This is a genomic window from Candidatus Polarisedimenticolaceae bacterium (genome assembly GCA_036376135.1).
GTDB lineage: Bacteria > Acidobacteriota > Polarisedimenticolia > Polarisedimenticolales > DASRJG01 > DASVAW01.
On record DASVAW010000155.1, the window covers coordinates 18,797 to 36,403 of the forward strand.

Genomic DNA, 17,607 nt, shown 5'->3' on the forward strand with positions numbered 1-17,607 from the left:
TTAGCCGTCCAGCAGCCCCGTCAAGGCCTCCCCCATCCTCTCCAACCCCTCCGCGAACCCCTCCGGATCACCGCAGAGTCCGATCCGAATCCGATCCGGGCACCCGAAAAAGCGCCCCGGAACGACCGTCGTTTCGTACCGGTCGCGCAGGAGGGTTTCGAGCTCGTCGCCGTCCCCGCGAAGCACGCGCGGGAACGAGGTCGTCCCGTACGGGAGCAGCTCCACCTCGAGCGCCTCCCGGTGCGATTCGACGAACCCGTTCCAGAGGGCGCGATTTGCGTCGAGGATCCGCCGCGCCCTCGCCCCGAGGGCCTCGAGCTTTCCGAGCGCGACGACCGCCAGCCGCTCCGCGGGATGCGCGTCGTTGACGCCGAAGAGGTCCTTCATCCTCCACATCCGTCCCGCGAGCTCGCTCGAGGCGACGATCCACCCCGCGCGCAGCCCCGAGATCCCGTAGACCTTGGTGAGGCTCGAGGTCACCACGAAGGCGTCGCCGAGCGTCGCGGCCGAAGGCGGCGCCCGCTCGAATGCGGCGTCGAGGTAGACCTCGTCGACGAGGACCTTCGCGCCGACCTTGTCCGCCTGGGCCCCGATCGCCCGCAGCGTCGCCGCATCGGTGGCGACCGACGACGGGTTGTGGAGGTTCGACAGCAGCACCAGACGCGTCGTCGGACGCATCGTGCGCGTGAAATCGTCCGCGTCGATCCGGAAGCCGCGCTCCGCGCGTCGCGACACGAACCGCACGCGGGCGCCCAGGTGCAGGGCGAGGGTCACCATGGGCTCGTAGGCGGGGAACTCGCACAACACGTCGTCGCCGGGCTCGAGGATCGTCGCCATCGCGAGATGGTTCGCCCCGGAGGTCCCGGCCGCCGTGACGACGCGATCGGGGCCGACGCCGTATCGCGCCGCGATCGCCTCGGTCAACCGCGGGTACCCGTACCCGGGCGGCGGCTCGAGCGCGAGGTCGCTCCACGACGCGCCGAGCTCGTCGAGCGCGATCGGGCCGATTCCGCTCACCGCCAGGGTGAAGCGCCCCCTCTGGCGCGTCTTCGCCCAGTTCATGTAGTCGGACCGTTTCGGACGACCCTGATTCACGCCGACCTCCGCCGCCAGAACAGGTACACCGGCATCCCCGCCGCGACCAGCGTCCAGCCGAGGAGCGAGCGGCCGGGATGCTCCACGAACGTGCTCGTCACGACGGCGAGCGACACCGCGATGAAGAACGACGTCGTCCACGGATGCCCCCCGCCCTTTCCCCGGAAGGCGAACAACGTCCCCGCCGTCGCGGCGAGGAACGCGAAGTCCACGGTCACCACCCAGCTGAGGATCTCGTCGTAGCTCCCGGAGAGGGCGGTGGCGATCGCGAGCCCCCCCTGCAGCGCGATCGCCAGGTGCGGGACTCCCGTGCGCGGATGGAGGCGACCGAATCGCTCGAAGAAGAGGCCGTCCCGCGCCATCGCGAAGTAGGCGCGGGGGCAGGCGAGCATCCCCTGCGCCAGGAACCCGAAGGTCGAGACGGCGATCGCGCCGGCGATCAGCCGCTCCCCCGAGCCGCCCAGGGCGAGCCGCATCACCTCCGAGGCCGGGGCCTCGGTCCGCGCGAGCCCCGCCACCCCCAGCGCGCGAAGGCACGCCGCGCTGACCGCGACGTAGAGGAGGACGACGCCCCCGGTCCCGAGCACGAGCGCGCGGGGGAGCGTGCGCGCGGCGTCGCGGATGTCCCCCGAGGCGAGGGTCGCGGTCGCCCACCCCCCGTAGGCGAACAGCACGGCGATCATCGCGGCGAAGAAGGCGCGCAGTCCAGGCTCCGCCGCGACGCTTTTCGCCTCGGGAGGGGCCTCGGGCGCGAGCCACAGGCCGCACGCCACGAGCGCGAGGATCGACCCGATCTTCAGGACCATCAGCAGGCTCTGCGTCGTCCCGCCCGCCCGCGTCCCCGCGAGGTTGATCGCGGTGAGCGCGGCGAGCGCCGCGGCCGCGGTCGCGCCTTCGCTCCAGCGCGGCTCGAAGAGCACGTGGGCGTACCGCGCGAAGGTGATCGCCACCGCCGCGAGCCCGCCGGTCTGGACGACGAGCAGGTTCGACCAGCCGTACGCGAAGCCGATCGACGGGTGGATCCCGTCGCGCAGGTAGGCGTATTGCCCGCCCACCCCCGGCCGCATCGCGGCGAGCTCCGCCCAGACGAACCCCGCGGCGAGGGCGACCGCGCCGCCGAGCAGCCACGCGCCGATCACGGCCCATGCCGACGGCGCCTCCCGGGCGACGACGTGGGGGTTCATGAAGATCCCGGAGCCGACGATGCCCCCCATCACGAGCATCGTCGTGTCGAAGAGGCCGAGGCCCCGCGGGCGGCTCGTCACCTCCTACTCCGCGAGCATCCGTTCGAACCGGGCGAGGCGCTCGGCGTCGGGAGGCCTCGTGAACGACCCGATCGCGAGCACGACCACGACGTTGAGGGCGAGCGCGACGAGTCCCGCGTGGAGTCCGAACGGAAGCCGCCACGCCAGAAGCTGCGCGGCCGCCGAGAAGCAGACGCCCGCCGCCAGGCCCGCGCTCACCCCGGCGAGCGTCGCCCGTTTCCAGAACATGCCGAGGTACACCGCCGGCGCCAGCTGGGCGACCCCCGAATACCCGATCAGCAGGAGGTCGACGAGCATCGTGGGCGCGCGCCAGGCGAGGACCATCGCCGCGAGCGCGACGGGAAACACGAGGAAACGGGCGACCCAGGCGGTGCGGCGATCGTCGAGACCGGGAGCGATCCCCTTCTGCCCGCCGTGGCGGGCGAGAAGGTTCGCCGAGGAGAGGATGAGGGCGGAGGCGGTCGAGATCGCGGCCGCGAGCCCGCCCGCTCCGACGAGACCGGCGATCCACTGCGGGAACCGGTCCACGAGCACGCGCAGCATCGCGTGGTCGGGATGCGCGATCGAAGCGGCGAACGCGGGGTCCTCCGCCGCCTTCGCGGCGCACGCGAGGCCGACGAGCACGATCGGGAGGGTCGCCAGCTGGTACAGCGGCAACACGCCGGCGTTGCGGCGCACGACGCGCTCGCTCTTCGCGCCGTAGGTCGTCGCGAAGATGTGAGGCCACATCCACGCACCGATCGCGGAGAGGAGCACCGTCGAGACGTACCAGCCGGTTCCGAGCCCTCCGGAGTCGGGGAACCCCAGGTGCTGCGGCTTCAGCCGCTCGAGCGCCGCCATGGCGGGCTCGACCCCGCCGAACAGGCGTTCGGGGATGAGCGCGCCGACCGACACCATCGCGACGAGCATGATCACGGCCTGCATCAGGTTGGTCCAGCCGATGCCGCGAAGTCCCGAGAACGAGACGAACGCCACGAGCGCGACGACGGCGACCGCGATCGCGACCTTGCGCGACATCGCCCCCCCCGAGGCGAGCTCGACGATGATTCCCGAGCCGATGAGCTGCACCAGCAGGTACGGGATCGACGCGGCCACTCCGACGAGGGCCACGAGGTTGCCGAACACGCGCGATCCGAAGCGGTCCTCGAGGTAGTCGGGCTGGGTCACGTACCCGCCGCGGCGGCCGAGCCTCTGGATCCTCGGCCCCACGAAGAAGTAGAGCGCGTAGGCGATCGACATGTACGCCATGCCGTAGACCACGCTGACGCCCTTCGCGTACGCCCACCCGGCCATGCCGAGGAACGCGAAGGCGCTGTAGATCTCCGCCGCCGCGAGCGTGTAGAAGAGGACGGTCCCGAACGAGCGGTCGCCGACGAAGAACTCCTCGAGACCGAACTTCCGGTTCAGCCCCGCGAGCACGCCGACCGCGGTCGTGACGACGAGCCAGCCGAGGATGATCGCGAGCGCCGGGGTCACCGGTCGCTCCGGTCCACGATGCGCAGGGCGAGGGTCATCCAGAACGCCGTCATCGCGACCGAAAGGGAGTTCCAGAAGACGAGGAAGGGAAGCCCGAGCACCCGCGTCGGGACCGACGCGGCCCACGTCGTGACGGGCGGCAGGAACGAGACGACGACCGGCACGAGGCAGAGCAGCGCGCGTCGTTCCCCCCGGGTCAGCTTCATCGGCGGAGTATCGCACCGACCGACGCGATACCATCGCGCCGTGAGATCGTCGCTGCCGCTGCTCGCGCTCGTGCTGGCCGGATGCGCCGCCCGCCCCCCCGACACCGTCCCGCGCACCGTCGCCTACCGCTGCGCCGACAACACCGGGTTCCAGGCCGCCTTCGCCGCCCGAGGGACGAGCGTCACGGTCGGGAGCGCCGTCCTGCCGCACGTCCGTACCGCCTCCGGCACGAAGTACTCCGACGGGACGACGACCTTCTGGTCGAAGGGCGGCCAGGCCACCCTCGCGACACCCGACGGCGTCGCGCTCACGTGCCGGGTGGTCGCCGATCCGGCGTCGCTGCCCGGGACGCGATGGCAGCTCCTGCGGATCGAGTCGGGGGACGACTCGGTCCTCGCCCCGGCCGATCCGGCCCGCTACACCCTCGAGTTCGGTCTCGGGGGAGAGCTCTCCGGCCGGGCCGACTGCAATCGGATCCACGGCCGCTGGAGCGCGGACGGGTCCTCGATGACGCTCGGCCCGTTCGCGGCGACGCGCGCGGCGTGCCCACCGGAATCGATCTCGGACCGCTGGGTCCGGTCCCTCGAGGCGACGGCGACCTGGATGCAGGTCGAGGGAGGCGGTCTCGCTCTCTCGATGAAGGCGGACGGCGGCATCGTCCGGTTGGAGCGCCTTCCGTAACTCCTCCCTGACGCACCCCGTCGGTCTTGCTGTAGCGGCATTGTCCGCGAGGCGCCCGCGGGGATGGGACGCATCCTCGAGCTCCGGCACTGAATCGGGATCGAACCTCGCTATTGCCTTGACAGTGCGTCGATTGTGGCCGTATCAAAGCGGTTCCCCCGATGCGAGGTTCAAGCCCGATGCCGGCTCTCAAGACGCTCGTCGACGCCCTCGAGCGCGGCGCGACCGATCGCCCGGACCAGACGCTGTACCGTTTCCTCGACGTGGACGGCCGGGAGCGCGACCACTACACCTACCTCGCCTTCCACGAACGCACGCGCCACCTTGCCGAGCACCTCCGTCGCGAGGCGAAGCTGCGGCGCGGCGACCGGGTCCTGCTGGTCTACCCGCCCGGGCTCGAGGTGATCGTCGCCTTCTTCGCCTGCTCGCGGATCGGGGTGATCCCCGTGCCGGTCTACCCCCCGACTCCGATGAACTTCGAGGCGGGGATGGCGAAACTCGCCTTCATCGCCGAGGACTCGGGGGCCAAGGGGGCTCTGACCACGCGCGGGTTCTACCGCTCGTACCGGCTCCTGCTCGCCAAGCGCAGGCTCTCCGCGCCGTGGCGCCGCGCGCCGGGGCTTCCCGACCTCGATTGGTGGACGACCGACGACGTCCGCGGGGTGGCGTCGAGCGCGTACGTGGACGATCCGGACCGCGTCCTCTTCCTTCAGTACACGTCGGGCTCCACCAGCGACCCGAAGGGCGTCGTCGTGACCCACGAGAACGTCCTCCACAACGGGTTCGCCACCCTCGACCACGCACCCACGTGCGTGTCGTGGCTCCCGCAGTACCACGACATGGGGCTGATCGGGTACTACCTCTACCCGCTCATCACCGGCGGGACGACGCACGGGTTTTCGCCGCTGGACTTCCTCAAGAGGCCCGCGTTGTGGCTGCAGACGATCTCGAGCGTCCGGGCGACGTACACGTCGGCGCCGAACTTCGGGTTCGAGTATTGCCTGCGCGAGGACAAGGTCTCCGAAGAGGAGCTGCGCGACCTGGATCTCTCGTCGCTGCGGGTCCTCATGAACGCCGCCGAGCCGGTGCGCGCGGAGACCTACACCCGTTTCTTCGAGCGCTTCGCGCCGCACGGCCTGCGCCCCGAGGCGCACGTCGTCGCCTACGGGCTCGCCGAGAACACCCTCTGCGTCACCCACCACGGGAAACACATCCTCACCGTCAACAAGCGCGAGCTCCAGCAGCGCAACCTCCACCTCGAGAACGCCCAGGCCCGGAACAACAACCAGAGCCGCATCGTCAGCTGCGGCAAGCCGCTCGACGGCGTGCACGTCCGGATCGTGGACCCCGAGTCCCGCCGCGTGAAGGGCGAGCGGAGGATCGGCGAGATCTGGATCGCGGGGAAGAGCACGTCCGAGGGGTACTGGAAACGGCCGGAGCTGAGCGAGGAGATCTTCGGCGGGACCCTTCCGGAGGAGACCGAGAAGCGGCGGTACCTGCGCACCGGCGACCTCGGGTTCTTCCACGAAGGGGAGCTCTACGTCTGCGGACGCATCAAGGACCTGATCATCATCCGCGGGGTCAACTACTACCCGCAGGACATCGAGTCGATCGTCGAGGCGACCTCGCCGCGCATCCGTACGGGCGGCGTCGCGGCGTTCGACGTCGACGAGGACGGCGAGGCGCTGGTCGTGCTCGTCGAGGTGAGGAAGCCCACCGACCTCCCCGACGCCGCGGCGATCGCGCGCGCGATCCGGACGCAGTACTACGTGGAGCCGCACACGATCGCGTTCGTCCCTCCCCGCGGGATCTCGAGGACGACCTCCGGCAAGATCGCGCGCAGCCTGACCCGCCGTCGCTGGCTCGACGGGCAGATCGAGGTGATCGCGCGGCACGTGAGCGCACGGGAGACCGAGCCCGCGGGCGACCTCTCCGGCCTGCGGGAGCGGTTCCAGTACATCGTCGAGCTGTACAACCTGACGGGGCGCGAGGAGTTCTCGTTCGCCGAGATCGGGATCGACTCGCTCACCATGGTGCGCCTCATCGAGGACATCAAGGTCCTGCTCGAAGAGCACGGCGCGGGGGAGCTCGTCCGCCACGTCGACGTGAAGCTGCTGCAGCGGCTGACGGTCGCGGAGTTCTTCTCGCTGCTCGACCAGTTCGAGAAGGCGGCCGACGAGCCCATCGCCGCCCTGCGCTACGTCCTGAAGAAGGTGCAGGAGGAGCACGAGAGCTACGAGCGGGACTGCATGCGGTCGGACGCCGAGCTGGAGTCCCTCTCGCGGATCGCGACCCCTTCCGGGTCCGGCGCGGTCACCGACGTGCTGCTCACCGGCGCGACCGGCTTCTTCGGGCCGTTCCTGCTCTCGGGACTGCTCCGCCTCACGCCGTACACCTACCACGTGCTGACGCGGGCGACCGACCCGATCCACGCCCTCGACCGGATCCGCGCCTCGTTCCGCCGCGCCAGGATCTGGACGCCGGAGCTCGACCGCGCCCTCGAGGATCGCGTGCACGTCGTCTGCGGCGACATCGCGCGCCACAACCTGGGCCTGAAGTCCGAGCAGTGGAAGGCGCTCTCGACGCGCGTGCAGGCGATCTGCCACAACGCCGCGCTCGTCAACTACGTGCTGAGCTACGACGCGCTGCGGCCGCACAACGTCGACGGGACCCGCGAGCTGCTGCGCTTCGCGTGCTCCGGCGCGCCCAAGGCGTTCCACCTCGTCTCGAGCACGTTCATCTTCGGATGGACGGTGAAGGACCTCCTGCTCGAGACGGACCGGAACGCCGAGATGGCCAACCTCGACTTCGGCTACGCGCAGAGCAAGTGGGTCGCCGAACAGCTCGTCCACGCCGCAGGCCGCGACGGGCTCGACGTGCGCGTCTATCGCCCCTCGCTCATCTCGGCCTCGACCGGGGGAGCGGGGAGCCGCGACGACATCGCCGTTCGCCTGCTGGCGTTCATGATCGATCACGGCGTCGCGGTCAACGCGCGCAACCAGGTGAGCTTCCTCCCGGCGGACGTCGCGGCGGACAACATCGCGGCGATCTTCGCCCGCCCCGGCTCGTGGGGAAAAACCTTCCACGTCACCGTGGACGACTACTACACGATGCCCGACGTGACGCGCACGATCACCCGGGACTACGGTCACGCCTTCGCGTATTACGACATCCCGGCCTTCGTCGCGGAGATGAACCGGCGCGCCACCCGGGAGGACCCGATCTATCCGCTGCTCGACTTCTTCAACCGCTCCCACCCGAAGATCGCCGCGATGCAGCACAAGCGTTACGACAACCGGGAGTACCGCGAGGCGCGGGGGCTTGCCGCGGGGAGTCGCCCCGACCCGACGCTCACGGAGACGGTGTCCTATCTGATGACTTCGCTCGAGCACGAAGGCATGCTCCGGTCGCGGGCGCCGCGGAACGCCACGGGGTCGGGGGGCTGACGCCTATACTCGGGGAGTGGCGCGCGTCGACGACCTCCCGCTCCCCTACCGCCTGTTCGTGCGCACCTACCCGTGGCGGCGCGTCGATCCGGTCCCGTGGGCCGCGCTCTCGAAGCCGCTCGCGTCCTGCCGCGTCGCCGTCGTCTCCAGCGCCGGCTTCGTCGCGCCGGGACAGGCTCCCTTCGACGACGGCGTGCGCGGCGGCGACTGGAGCTTCCGCGAGATTCCCGCGGAAACGGACGTCCGCACGCTCGTTTCGCGCCACCGCTCGGAAGCGTGGGACCGTTCGGGGATCGCCCGCGACGCCAACCTCGCGTTCCCGATCGACCGCATGCGCGAGCTCGCGGCCGAAGGACGCATCGGTTCGATCGCCTCGCGCCACCTGTCGTTCATGGGATCGATCACGGCGCCCGGACGCCTGATTCGCGAGAGTGCCCCGAAGGGCGCTGCCCTTCTGGTCGCAGACCGGGTCGACGTCGCGCTGCTCGTCCCCGTCTGACCGACCTGCAATCAGACCGTGGGTCTGATCGCCGCCGAGATCGAGCGCCGCGGAATCGTCACCGTCGCGATCCAGCTCCTGCGGGAGATCGCGGAGAAGGTCCGCCCGCCGCGCGCGTTGTGCGTGCCGTTCGACCACGGTTATCCCCTCGGCGCTCCAGGCGACCCGGCGGGGCAACGCGCCGTCCTCGACGCGGCGCTCCGCCTCGCCGAGACGGGCGCGCCGCCTCCGCCGGTGCTGCGCGACCTCGACTCCCGACAAGCCCGATAAACCCGAGCGCGGCCGCCCGTGGCCGGTATCCTCCACATCAGGAGTGGAGGTTCGCGCGCGACCTTACGCGCGCCGGCGCCGCAGGGCCTCGAGACATCACTCCCCCCCTCGGCGCCGGGTCCCGGGCTGAAGTCCGGCACGGGCCATCCGGAGTGATGGGGAGAGCGGTCATGAATGTCGCACGATTCGTCTTCGGAGCCGCGGCGGCCCTCCTCGCCACGGCGGTTGCGGGGGCCCCGCCCGGCTCACGGGACATCCAGAACCCCACGAACGCCGCGGGAGGCTCCTCGTACTACCGTGATGCCGATCGCGACGGAACCCTGAACGTCTTCGACTGCAACGACGACGACGGCCGCGTCCATCCCGGCGCGACCGAGACCTTCGACGGCGTGGACGAGGACTGCAACGGCGCGATCGACGACGGCTTCGACACCACGATCGACTTCGCGATGCGACAGATCGATCGCGCGCTCCCGGGCTGGATCGCGCTCGACAGCGCCCCGCGCGTCGCCTGGACCGGGGCGGCGTTCGTCGTCGTCTGGGCCGACCGGGACGATCTCCTCCGGCTCGTGCGGATCTCACCCGAGGGGACGCTCCTCGATCCGGAGCCGCTGGTGCTGCGTGCCGGCGTCCGCTCCCCCGACGTCGCGTGGAGCGGAACGCGCCTGGGCATCGTGTACGAAGACCGCTCGACGGACGTCACCGACGTGCGCCTGATGACGCTCGACGTCCACGCCTCGCTGCTCCTCGATACGCTCGTTTACGCCGGCGGCGCCGAGCCGCGAATCGCCTGGGGTCAGCAGCAGTTCGGCGTCGTCTGGCGGCGCGCGAGCTGCTTCGGCGACTGCGTCGGTTACCGCACGTTCGACCGCGAGGGCCGGCCGGTCGACCCGATCGAGATGCTCCCGAACAGCGCCGGCTGCGCCGACATCGCGTGGAGCGGAAGCGGCACCATTCCGAGCACGATCGAGTGGAACGTCGTTCCCGGACGGTTCGGGATCGTCTACGAGGCCTATTTCGGATTCGCCGCGACCGGCGACGTGTTGCTCGTCACCCGCGATCCGTCGGCGCACCTTCCGGGAGGCCTTGCGCGCGTGAACACGCACGACAACGTCCCGGCGCCGGGGGGCGCGATGCCGTCGATCTCCGGGAACCCGTCGGGGTTCGCCGTGAGCTGGCACGTCTTCGAGAACGACGTCAACGGCGCCCACCTCCGCTTCTTCGGGGTGCTCGACCTCGAAGGGATCCTCGAGTTCCCGCCCGACGCGGATGCGGCGTTCTTCTCCGACGTGGTGTGGAGCGGCTCCGAGTTCATCGTGGTGAACGAGAACACCGGCGTCGGGCCGCTCGGCGGCACCGACGTGCACTTCCGCCGCATCGACTCGAGCGGAAACGCGCACCCCCCGGGGAACTGGGGACCCTGGTCCGAGCTCAACCTCAGCGCCGGCACGGGGGGCGCGATCTCGACCAGGCCGTCGATCGCGAACGCCGGCCCCGGCCTCGGCGTGGTCTGGGTCGAGCAGGAGGGCACGGAGAGCTACGGACACGTCCGCTTCGCGACCGTGGTGCACCGCTGAACGCGCGCTGGTGGGCCCCGCGGCTCACCAGCGCCGATCCCCTCGCAGCCCCGCCAGGCGCATCACTTCCCGCGCGATCTCCTCGACCGCCAGGTAGGACGCGTCGATCGAGCTCCAGCCCCGCTCCTCCATGAGCGTGTTGGCCCAGAGCACCTCGCGGGCCAGCTCGCGGCGGTCGAGGTACCCATCGAGGCGCGCTCCCCCGAGGTGGCTCGCGCGCGACTCGCGCACGGTGAGCAGGCGGTCGACGTTGACCCTCAGCCCGACGACACGCGAGGGATCGAGGGCGAGCAGTTTCGCCGGAGGCTCGATGCCGGGAATCAGCGGGACGTTGGCGGCGCGGACGCCGGCGTAGGCCAGATAGAAGCAGGTGGAGCTCTTGGAGGCCCGGGAGACGCCGACGAGGACGACGTCCGCTTTCGACAACTCGTGGGAGCGCAGACCGTCGTCGTGGTGGAGGGTGAAGTCGATCGCCTCCATCCGATCGATGCGGTCGCGATCGAGGGCGTAGAGCAACCCGGGCGTGCCGCGCCGCGCCCCCTGGAATCGCTCCGCGAGCGCGGTGAAACACGGCCCCAGGATGTCGACGGTGGGCACGAGCCGGCGGCCCGTGGCGCGGCGCATCGCGCGCCGCGTCTCCTCCTCGACCAGCGTGTAGAAGACCACCGCGTGCGCCTTCGCGGCTTCCTGGACGACGCGAACGACGTCCTTTTCCGTGCGGACGCCGCTGCGGCGGGTGACCCGGTAGGCCCGGCCCTCGAACTGCACGGCGGCGGCCTTGAGCACCTGCGCGGCGGTGTCCCCGCGTCCGTCGGACACGATGAACACACGCGGCGTGCGCGCTCGCGCCATGCCGGCAGCCCGAGGGCCCTTGCGGGACGCGCTAGATGTCGCCGGTCGGGACGCAGTTCTTGGCGTGCTGGCAGTTGGCGACGCACTGGTTCGGGTAGGTCTTCCCGTTGTCGCAGACGACCGGGGCGTAGATCTGCGGACACAGGCAACGCGCCGCCTCGGCCTCGGTGAACAGGCTCGACACCCCGAACAGGAGCGCGAACACGAAGGCGGCGGCGACGGAGATCCGGAACAGCTTCTTCATCTTGGAACCCTCCTGGTCCGGCGATTGTACGGTCCAACGGCGCCGCGCATCAGGCCTTTCTTTCGTACTTCCAATTCCTGTGCCGGCCCTCGGCGAGCCAGGCGAGCGTCGTCTCGAGCCTCCTGCGACGGGTCTCGTCCCGCTTCGCTTCGGTGATCCACTCGATGTACTCCCGTCGATGGCTCGGCGAAAACCCCTCGAACGTCGCGCGCGCCTTCGCGTCCTTCGCGAGGGCGGCCGTGAGGTCCGGCGGGACGACGACGCGGACCGCCCGCTTGGGGGAGGCGCGCCGGGGCTCCTTGACGCCCTCGTCGTTCAGCCGCCTTGCCTCTTTCACGTAGGCGACGAGCACCTTCTTCGCGGGGAGGTCGGCGAGCGAGGTGACCCGGACCCCCATCGGGCTCGAGCGAGGCCCGCGGGCGAAGAGGCGGTCGAAGTCCTCCATCAACCTGGATTTCCAGAATCCGAAGGTGACGTGGTGCTTGAACGCCGCCATTCCCCCGAGCATTCCCCTGTATTCGAAGCTCGGGACGCCCCACTTGATCCTCTCCTCGATCGCGGGGCATCCGGCGTGGAACGCGGCGCGGATCCTCTCCAGGATCGGCCGGGCGAACTCCGGCGCCTTGGCGATGTAGGCGTCGATCTCGGGGGTGCGCGTACCCATCGGGGGTCCTCCGGGCGCCTAGTTTGCCTCCTCCGGGGCCACCTCGAGCAAGACCTCGTTCCGCCGGAGGAACCACGGGACGAACGGCGCGTTGTACCGCGCCCAGATCGGCTCGCCGGCGGCACGGAGCCCCTCGCGTTCGAGGGCGACGCGCAAGGCCGCCTCGTGCTCGCGGAATCGCGCCTCGCTCCACGACCCGGAATACCGGATCGCGGCGACCCGACGCGACGGGACCTCGCGCATCCGGATCCGCGCGTCCGCCGGAGCGGGGAGCGTGTCGAGGGTCGATCCGGCGGGCATCACGAACCCCACGACCGTCCGCCCCTCCTTCGCGCTCTGGGTGACCGGCGCCGTCATCGCGATCGATTCGGAGCGGGCGTTCCCCCGGTCGATGTACCGGAAGAGCACGCGGAACCCCGCGTTCCCCGCCTTCTCGAACGCCCCGTCCACCTCGGTCTCGGCGATCACGTATGGGTCGTAGAGGCGGACCTCGAAATCCTCGTACGCCTTGACGACCTCGAAGCTGGGTTCCTCGGTGGCCATCACGGTCCCCCACGCCGCCATCAACGCCAGACCCAGAACGCCCGCGCGCATGGATGGAGTGTGGCGGGGTGATCCGGGCTCCGCAAGGGGCGCCCGTCGTCGATAATTCGCCGGTGCCCCACCCCTCGCGCCCGCTCGGCCCCGTCAGCGAAGCACGCCGGCTCCACCACGTCGACGCGCTGCGCGGCTTCGCGCTCCTCGGCGTGATCGTCGGCAACGTCGTGTCGCTCGGATACGAGCAGGTTCCCCCCGCGGTCCTTTCCGCGCTTCCGACCGCGCCGGTCGACGCCGTCGTCCTCCCCGCGGTGCAATTCCTCGTCGAGTGGAAGTTCTACACGCTGTTCTCGTTCCTCTTCGGCCTCGGCTTCGCGCTGCAGCTCACGCGCGCCGAGGAGGCGGGGACGAACGTCCTCCCCGCTTACTCCCGTCGGCTGGGGATTCTCCTCGTCATCGGCGCGCTGCACGCCTGCCTGCTCTGGTACGGCGACGTCCTGCACGTCTACGCGACGCTCGGGTTCGTGATGATCCTCTTCCGCCGCGCCGGGCCTCGGACGCTCCTGGTGACGGGTCTGCTGCTCGGGATCGTGCTTCCCGGCGTCGTGACGACCAAGCACGAGCTGGGTCGCCGACCCGCACTCGTCCCGGCGACGGTCGTCGACGCGAAGACCGAGCGCCTACACGCGCTGACCGCGGGCCCCGCGCCGTACCGCGCCCTCGTCGCCGAGAACGTCGCGCGGAGCGCGGGGTTCTGGCGCTCGCGATTCGCGCGGGAGTTCCTCCCCTCGGTGCTCGGGAAGTTCCTGCTCGGCTACTGGGTCGGCCGGAGGCGTTTCCTGGAGGATCTCCCCCGCTACCGCCGGGGGTTCGCGCGCCTGCTCGCCGCCGGGCTCGCGCTCGGAGTTCCCTGCACGGCGTATTGGCTCGCGTCGCGCAGCATGAGCCCCGGCTCCGCGGGGGCGGCCTTCGGGAACCTCGCCCGGCACGTGGGGATCGCCGGACTCGCCGCCGCGTACCTCTCCGCGCTCCTGCTCCTGCTCGTACGTCCCGCCTGGAGCGCGCGACTGTCCTGGCTCGAGCCGGTGGGAAAGCTCGCGCTGACGAACTACCTCGCCCACAGCATCGCGATGGCGTTCCTCTTCTACGGCTTCGGGCTCGGTCTGCTCGGCCGGATGGGGCCCGCCGGGTGCCTCCTCTTCGCGCTGGCGCTCTACGCGGCCCTCGCGGCGTCGAGCCGCGCGTGGCTGGAGCGGTTCCGGTTCGGGCCGGCGGAGTGGATCTGGCGCTCCCTGACCTATCGCAGGTTCCAGCCGATGCGGCGGACGACTCGATCCGCATAGCCGGCGGTGCCCGCCCGCCCCGGGGAGCTAACCCGCCTTCGTCTTGAAGTCCTTCCCCAGCCAGCCGCGCGCGAGGATCAGCAGAACCGTCGAGGAGAGGGCGATGCAGCCGTGGATCGTCCACATCGTTCCCGAGTCCTGCGGGAGGCCGGTCGCGGGGTCGGGGCAGTAGGTCGCGAGGAACCACCCGGAGTAGAGCGACACGATCACCTTGGTGAGGAACCACGGGAGCTGCGCGACTCCCATGTACGCGCCCGTCCGCCCCTCGGGGGCGATCTCGGCGGCGTATTGGAGGAACCGCGGCTGCCAGGTCGCCTCGCCGATCGACATGAGCACGATGAACGTGAAGAGCCCCCAGACCGAAGGCCCCGGCGACAGCAGGAACGTCGGCAGGGCCATGACGGCGGTGCCCACGATCATCATCGTGTAGACCTTCATCCGGACGGTGACCGCGGCGACGACCGGGCACAGGACGAAGATGAGGAGCGAGTTCAGGTTCGTCGCCGCCTCGAACTTCTCGCCGACCCAGCTCCCCTGGAAGGCGCGATTCACGTACAGCGGGAGCGTCAGCCAGGCGTGGACGAGCAGGGTCTGCACGGGAATCAGGCAGAAGATGAAGAACGCGAACTTCGCGTCGGCGAGCGGGTGGTTCCGGAGCCAGTGTCCGACCCCTTGCCACCCCGGCCGCTCCTTCGGTGCCGCGCCAGCCGACACGGTCGCCCGCTCGATCTCGCGGCGACTCATCAGGATCGCGAGCAGGACCAGTCCCACGGCGGAGACCGAGGTGAAGAAGACGTACGCCCCCTGGATTCCCCAGCGTTCGCGGATCGGGGACATGAAGGACGGGAGCCATCCCCCGAGGTTCATGACCCCGTAGAGCATCGCGTACCCCATGTTCGCCGACTCGGGGGTCGTGAACTCCCGCACCGCCTTGTAGGCGGCGGGCTGGTAGATCCCGTACCCGAGAACGACGACGAGGATCCCCGCGAGCGCCACGAGGTTCATCGGGGAACCCAAAGAGCCGCCGGGAAGGCCGAGCACCGGCGCCGCGGCGAGGATCGCGCGCCCGACGACCATCAGGGCGATCGCGGCGATCAGGGAGTTGCGCACGCCCCAGCGGTCGGCGCGCCCCCCGAAGAACACCATCGACAGCGTGATCCCCCAACCCAGAACCCCGACCATGCGAAGCGCGTTCGGGTCGTCGAGGCCGACGTACTCGCCGAAGTACATCCCCAGGTAGATGAGGATGCCGAAGTAGACGAACCCCTCGATCCCGTAGTTGAGGTTGAGCCCCATCACCGCCCGTGGGGAGCGCACGAGGTCCACGAACGGCTGGACGATCTCGCGCAGGGGGTTTCGGGGGGGCTGGAGCTCGCTCACGGCGACCCATCCTAGCCTGCGGCTCCACGAACGGGTTCGGTGTACATTCCGGCCGGGGGGCTCCCTTCATGTCCCGATCCGCAGTGCGACCGGGCGCCGGCACGGTCCTGGTCGTCTTCTTTCTCTCGGGCGCGTGTGCGCTGGTTTACGAGACCGTGTGGCAGAAGATGCTCTGCCTGGTCTTCGGGATCACGACTTACGCGACCGCCACGATCCTCGCCGCCTTCATGGGCGGGCTCGCCCTCGGGAGCTTCCTGTTCGGCCGCCGCGCCGACGCGGTCGACCGCCCGCTGCGCGCCTACGCCCTGCTCGAGGCCGGGATCGGGCTGTTCGCGCTCCTCTTCCCGGCGATCGTCGCCGGCCTGATGGCGCTGTTCGCCGGGATCGCGCGCACGTTCGAGCCGGCTCCCTTCGTGCTCGCCCTGATCCGGCTCGTCCTGTGCGTCGGGGTACTCGCGATCCCGGCGGTGCTGATGGGCGGCACGCTCCCGTTCATGGCCCGTTTCTACGTCCGAAGCCTGAACCAGGTCGGCAAGGGCGCCGGGGCGCTTTACGGCCTCAACACCCTGGGCGGCGTGGCCGGGTGCTTTCTCGCCGGATTCGTCTTGATGCCCGGGATCGGCACGCGCGCGACCCTCTGGGGAGCCGCCGCGGTCAACCTGGTCCTCGCGGCGATCGCGTGGTGGATCGACCGGGGCGCGCCGGAGGAGGCGGGGCCCCCGGCGGTCGTGCCCGAGCCTCCCGTCGCCGAGGGCGACGCCAGGCTGCGCCTGCTCTTCGCCGGGGCCGCGGTGTCGGGCTTCTGCGCCCTGGCGTACGAGGTCCTCTGGACGCGGACCATCTCCTTCTTCCTCCCCTCGTCGCTGTACGCCTTCCCGACGATGCTGACGAGCTTCCTGCTCGGCTCGGGGGTGGGGAGCCTCCTGTACGCGCGGTTCTTCGACCGCTGGCGCCGGCCGGTCGTGCTGCTCGGGGTCCTCCAGATCCTGATCGGAGCGTCGGCGTTCCTGACGCTGTTCCAGTTCTCGAAGCTCTCCCGCCTCAGTGCGGTGTTGTCGTCGCTCGTGGGCGCGGGCCAGGGGCCGTCGGGAACGGGGTTCGCGTCGTCGTTCCTCGTGATGTTCGTGCCGTGCGTGCTGATGGGGATCGCCTTTCCCGCGATCGCGAAGGCGTTCACCGGCAGCGTCGCGCGCCTGGGGCGCAGCATCGGCTCCCTGTACGCGATGAACACCCTCGGCTGCGTGTTCGGCTCCGTCCTCGCCGGATTCCTGATCATCCCCGCGATGGGCGTCGTGCGCGGGGTCACGCTGATCGCGGCGATGAACACGGTGTTGGGGCTGCTGTTCCTCTTCTCGGAGATGCGCAGCCGGCGGGCGCGCGCGTTCGCCGCCGCGCTGGCGGTCGCGCTCCTCGCGACGGGCGGCGTCCTCGCGGCGTCGTGGAAGGTCCCGCCCGCGCTGTACGGCAGGAAGTTCTCCCGCCTGTACACCGACGGCGACACGATCGCCTACTACGGCGAATCGGTGGACGGGACGATCACCGTCACCGAGATGGGGCACCACCCCTACGACGGGGTCCGCTACCGCGACATCGAGGTGGACGGCGTCTCGGTGGCGGGGGATCCGCCGGTGCTGCGGACGACGCAGAAGATCCAGGGACACATCCCGCTGATGCTCTTCAAGGCCTCGACGGGACGCGACGCCGAACGGGCGTTCATCCTGGGGCTGGGATCGGGGGAGGCGTCGAGCTGCATCGCGCTGCACGGGGTGAAGGCGGTCGACTGCGGGGAGCTCGTGGCGGCGGAGGTCGGCGCGAACCACCTCTTCCACCACGTGAACCGCCGGATCCTCGAGAACCCGAAGTTCAACCTGATCCTCAACGACGCGCGCAACCACCTGCTCACCACCACGCGCACGTACGACATCATCCAGAGCGACTCGGTGCACCCGGTCGTCGCGTTCAACACCTATACGAAGGAGTACTACGAGCTCTGCCGGAGCCGGCTGTCGGAGCGGGGGGTCTTCTCGACCTGGATCCCGATCTACCACTTCACCGAAGACGACATGAAGAC

General features: G+C 70.3%; 16 protein-coding genes. 7 read left to right on the top strand and 9 right to left on the bottom strand.

Features of this window, described 5'->3' with window-relative positions; translation table 11 throughout:
- Genes VF139_16315 through VF139_16330 form a run of 4 tightly spaced genes read right to left on the bottom strand, consistent with a single transcriptional unit; the run spans position 1 to position 4,042 of the window.
- On the bottom strand, positions 1-1,095 hold the full coding sequence (locus VF139_16315; protein ID HEX6852961.1) for an aminotransferase class I/II-fold pyridoxal phosphate-dependent enzyme: 1,095 nt from the start codon (positions 1,093-1,095) through the stop codon (positions 1-3).
- A complete protein-coding gene (locus VF139_16320) occupies positions 1,092-2,360 on the bottom strand; it encodes an amino acid permease (protein ID HEX6852962.1) in 1,269 nt (422 codons plus the stop codon). The genes VF139_16315 and VF139_16320 overlap by 4 nt, the downstream gene beginning before the upstream one ends.
- A 3-nt stretch (positions 2,361-2,363) precedes the next feature.
- The gene (locus VF139_16325; GenBank protein HEX6852963.1) at positions 2,364-3,836 is read right to left on the bottom strand and encodes a sodium:solute symporter family protein; all 1,473 of its coding nucleotides are present in this window, start codon (positions 3,834-3,836) and stop codon (positions 2,364-2,366) included.
- Positions 3,833-4,042, bottom strand: a complete 210-nt coding sequence (locus tag VF139_16330) for a hypothetical protein (protein ID HEX6852964.1) — start codon at positions 4,040-4,042, stop codon at positions 3,833-3,835. The genes VF139_16325 and VF139_16330 overlap by 4 nt, the downstream gene beginning before the upstream one ends.
- 40 nt (positions 4,043-4,082) lie before the next feature.
- On the opposite strand from VF139_16330, the gene VF139_16335 reads away from it, so the two are divergent.
- The 5 genes from VF139_16335 to VF139_16355 all read left to right on the top strand — a co-directional run bounded on the left by VF139_16335 (position 4,083) and on the right by VF139_16355 (position 10,516).
- Complete coding sequence (locus VF139_16335) at positions 4,083-4,724, top strand: META domain-containing protein (protein HEX6852965.1); 642 nt, start codon at positions 4,083-4,085, stop codon at positions 4,722-4,724.
- Between the two features lie 179 nt (positions 4,725-4,903).
- Positions 4,904-8,170, top strand: coding sequence for a thioester reductase domain-containing protein (locus VF139_16340; protein HEX6852966.1), 3,267 nt, complete (start codon positions 4,904-4,906; stop codon positions 8,168-8,170).
- A 16-nt stretch (positions 8,171-8,186) separates the two neighbouring features.
- A complete protein-coding gene (locus tag VF139_16345) occupies positions 8,187-8,669 on the top strand; it encodes a glycine/sarcosine/betaine reductase selenoprotein B family protein (GenBank protein ID HEX6852967.1) in 483 nt (160 codons plus the stop codon).
- Positions 8,670-8,687: 18 nt separating this feature from the next.
- Complete coding sequence (locus VF139_16350) at positions 8,688-8,939, top strand: hypothetical protein (protein ID HEX6852968.1); 252 nt, start codon at positions 8,688-8,690, stop codon at positions 8,937-8,939.
- A gap of 170 nt (positions 8,940-9,109) precedes the next feature.
- Entirely contained in the window at positions 9,110-10,516 is a 1,407-nt protein-coding gene (locus VF139_16355; GenBank protein ID HEX6852969.1) for a putative metal-binding motif-containing protein, read from the top strand.
- 24 nt (positions 10,517-10,540) lie between these two features.
- On the opposite strand, the gene VF139_16360 is transcribed toward VF139_16355, so the two are convergent.
- From VF139_16360 to VF139_16375, 4 genes are read right to left on the bottom strand one after another with little or no spacing between them, the layout of a single operon-like run.
- Entirely contained in the window at positions 10,541-11,368 is an 828-nt protein-coding gene (locus tag VF139_16360; GenBank protein ID HEX6852970.1) for a pyruvate, water dikinase regulatory protein, read from the bottom strand.
- 31 nt (positions 11,369-11,399) lie between these two features.
- Positions 11,400-11,612, bottom strand: a complete 213-nt coding sequence (locus tag VF139_16365; protein ID HEX6852971.1) for a hypothetical protein — start codon at positions 11,610-11,612, stop codon at positions 11,400-11,402.
- Positions 11,613-11,661: 49 nt separating this feature from the next.
- The gene (locus VF139_16370) at positions 11,662-12,276 is read right to left on the bottom strand and encodes a YdeI/OmpD-associated family protein (GenBank protein HEX6852972.1); all 615 of its coding nucleotides are present in this window, start codon (positions 12,274-12,276) and stop codon (positions 11,662-11,664) included.
- Positions 12,277-12,294: 18 nt separating this feature from the next.
- Entirely contained in the window at positions 12,295-12,870 is a 576-nt protein-coding gene (locus tag VF139_16375) for a heme-binding protein (protein ID HEX6852973.1), read from the bottom strand.
- Between the two features lie 62 nt (positions 12,871-12,932).
- Here VF139_16375 and VF139_16380 point away from each other — a divergent pair, with 62 nt between their 5' ends.
- Positions 12,933-14,156, top strand: coding sequence for a DUF418 domain-containing protein (locus VF139_16380; GenBank protein HEX6852974.1), 1,224 nt, complete (start codon positions 12,933-12,935; stop codon positions 14,154-14,156).
- Between the two features lie 27 nt (positions 14,157-14,183).
- Here VF139_16380 and VF139_16385 read toward each other — a convergent pair whose 3' ends face one another.
- A complete protein-coding gene (locus tag VF139_16385) occupies positions 14,184-15,536 on the bottom strand; it encodes an MFS transporter (GenBank protein HEX6852975.1) in 1,353 nt (450 codons plus the stop codon).
- A 68-nt stretch (positions 15,537-15,604) separates the two neighbouring features.
- Here VF139_16385 and VF139_16390 point away from each other — a divergent pair.
- Positions 15,605-17,607: fused MFS/spermidine synthase (locus VF139_16390; protein HEX6852976.1), on the top strand; the 2,003-nt coding region annotated here is incomplete at its 3' end.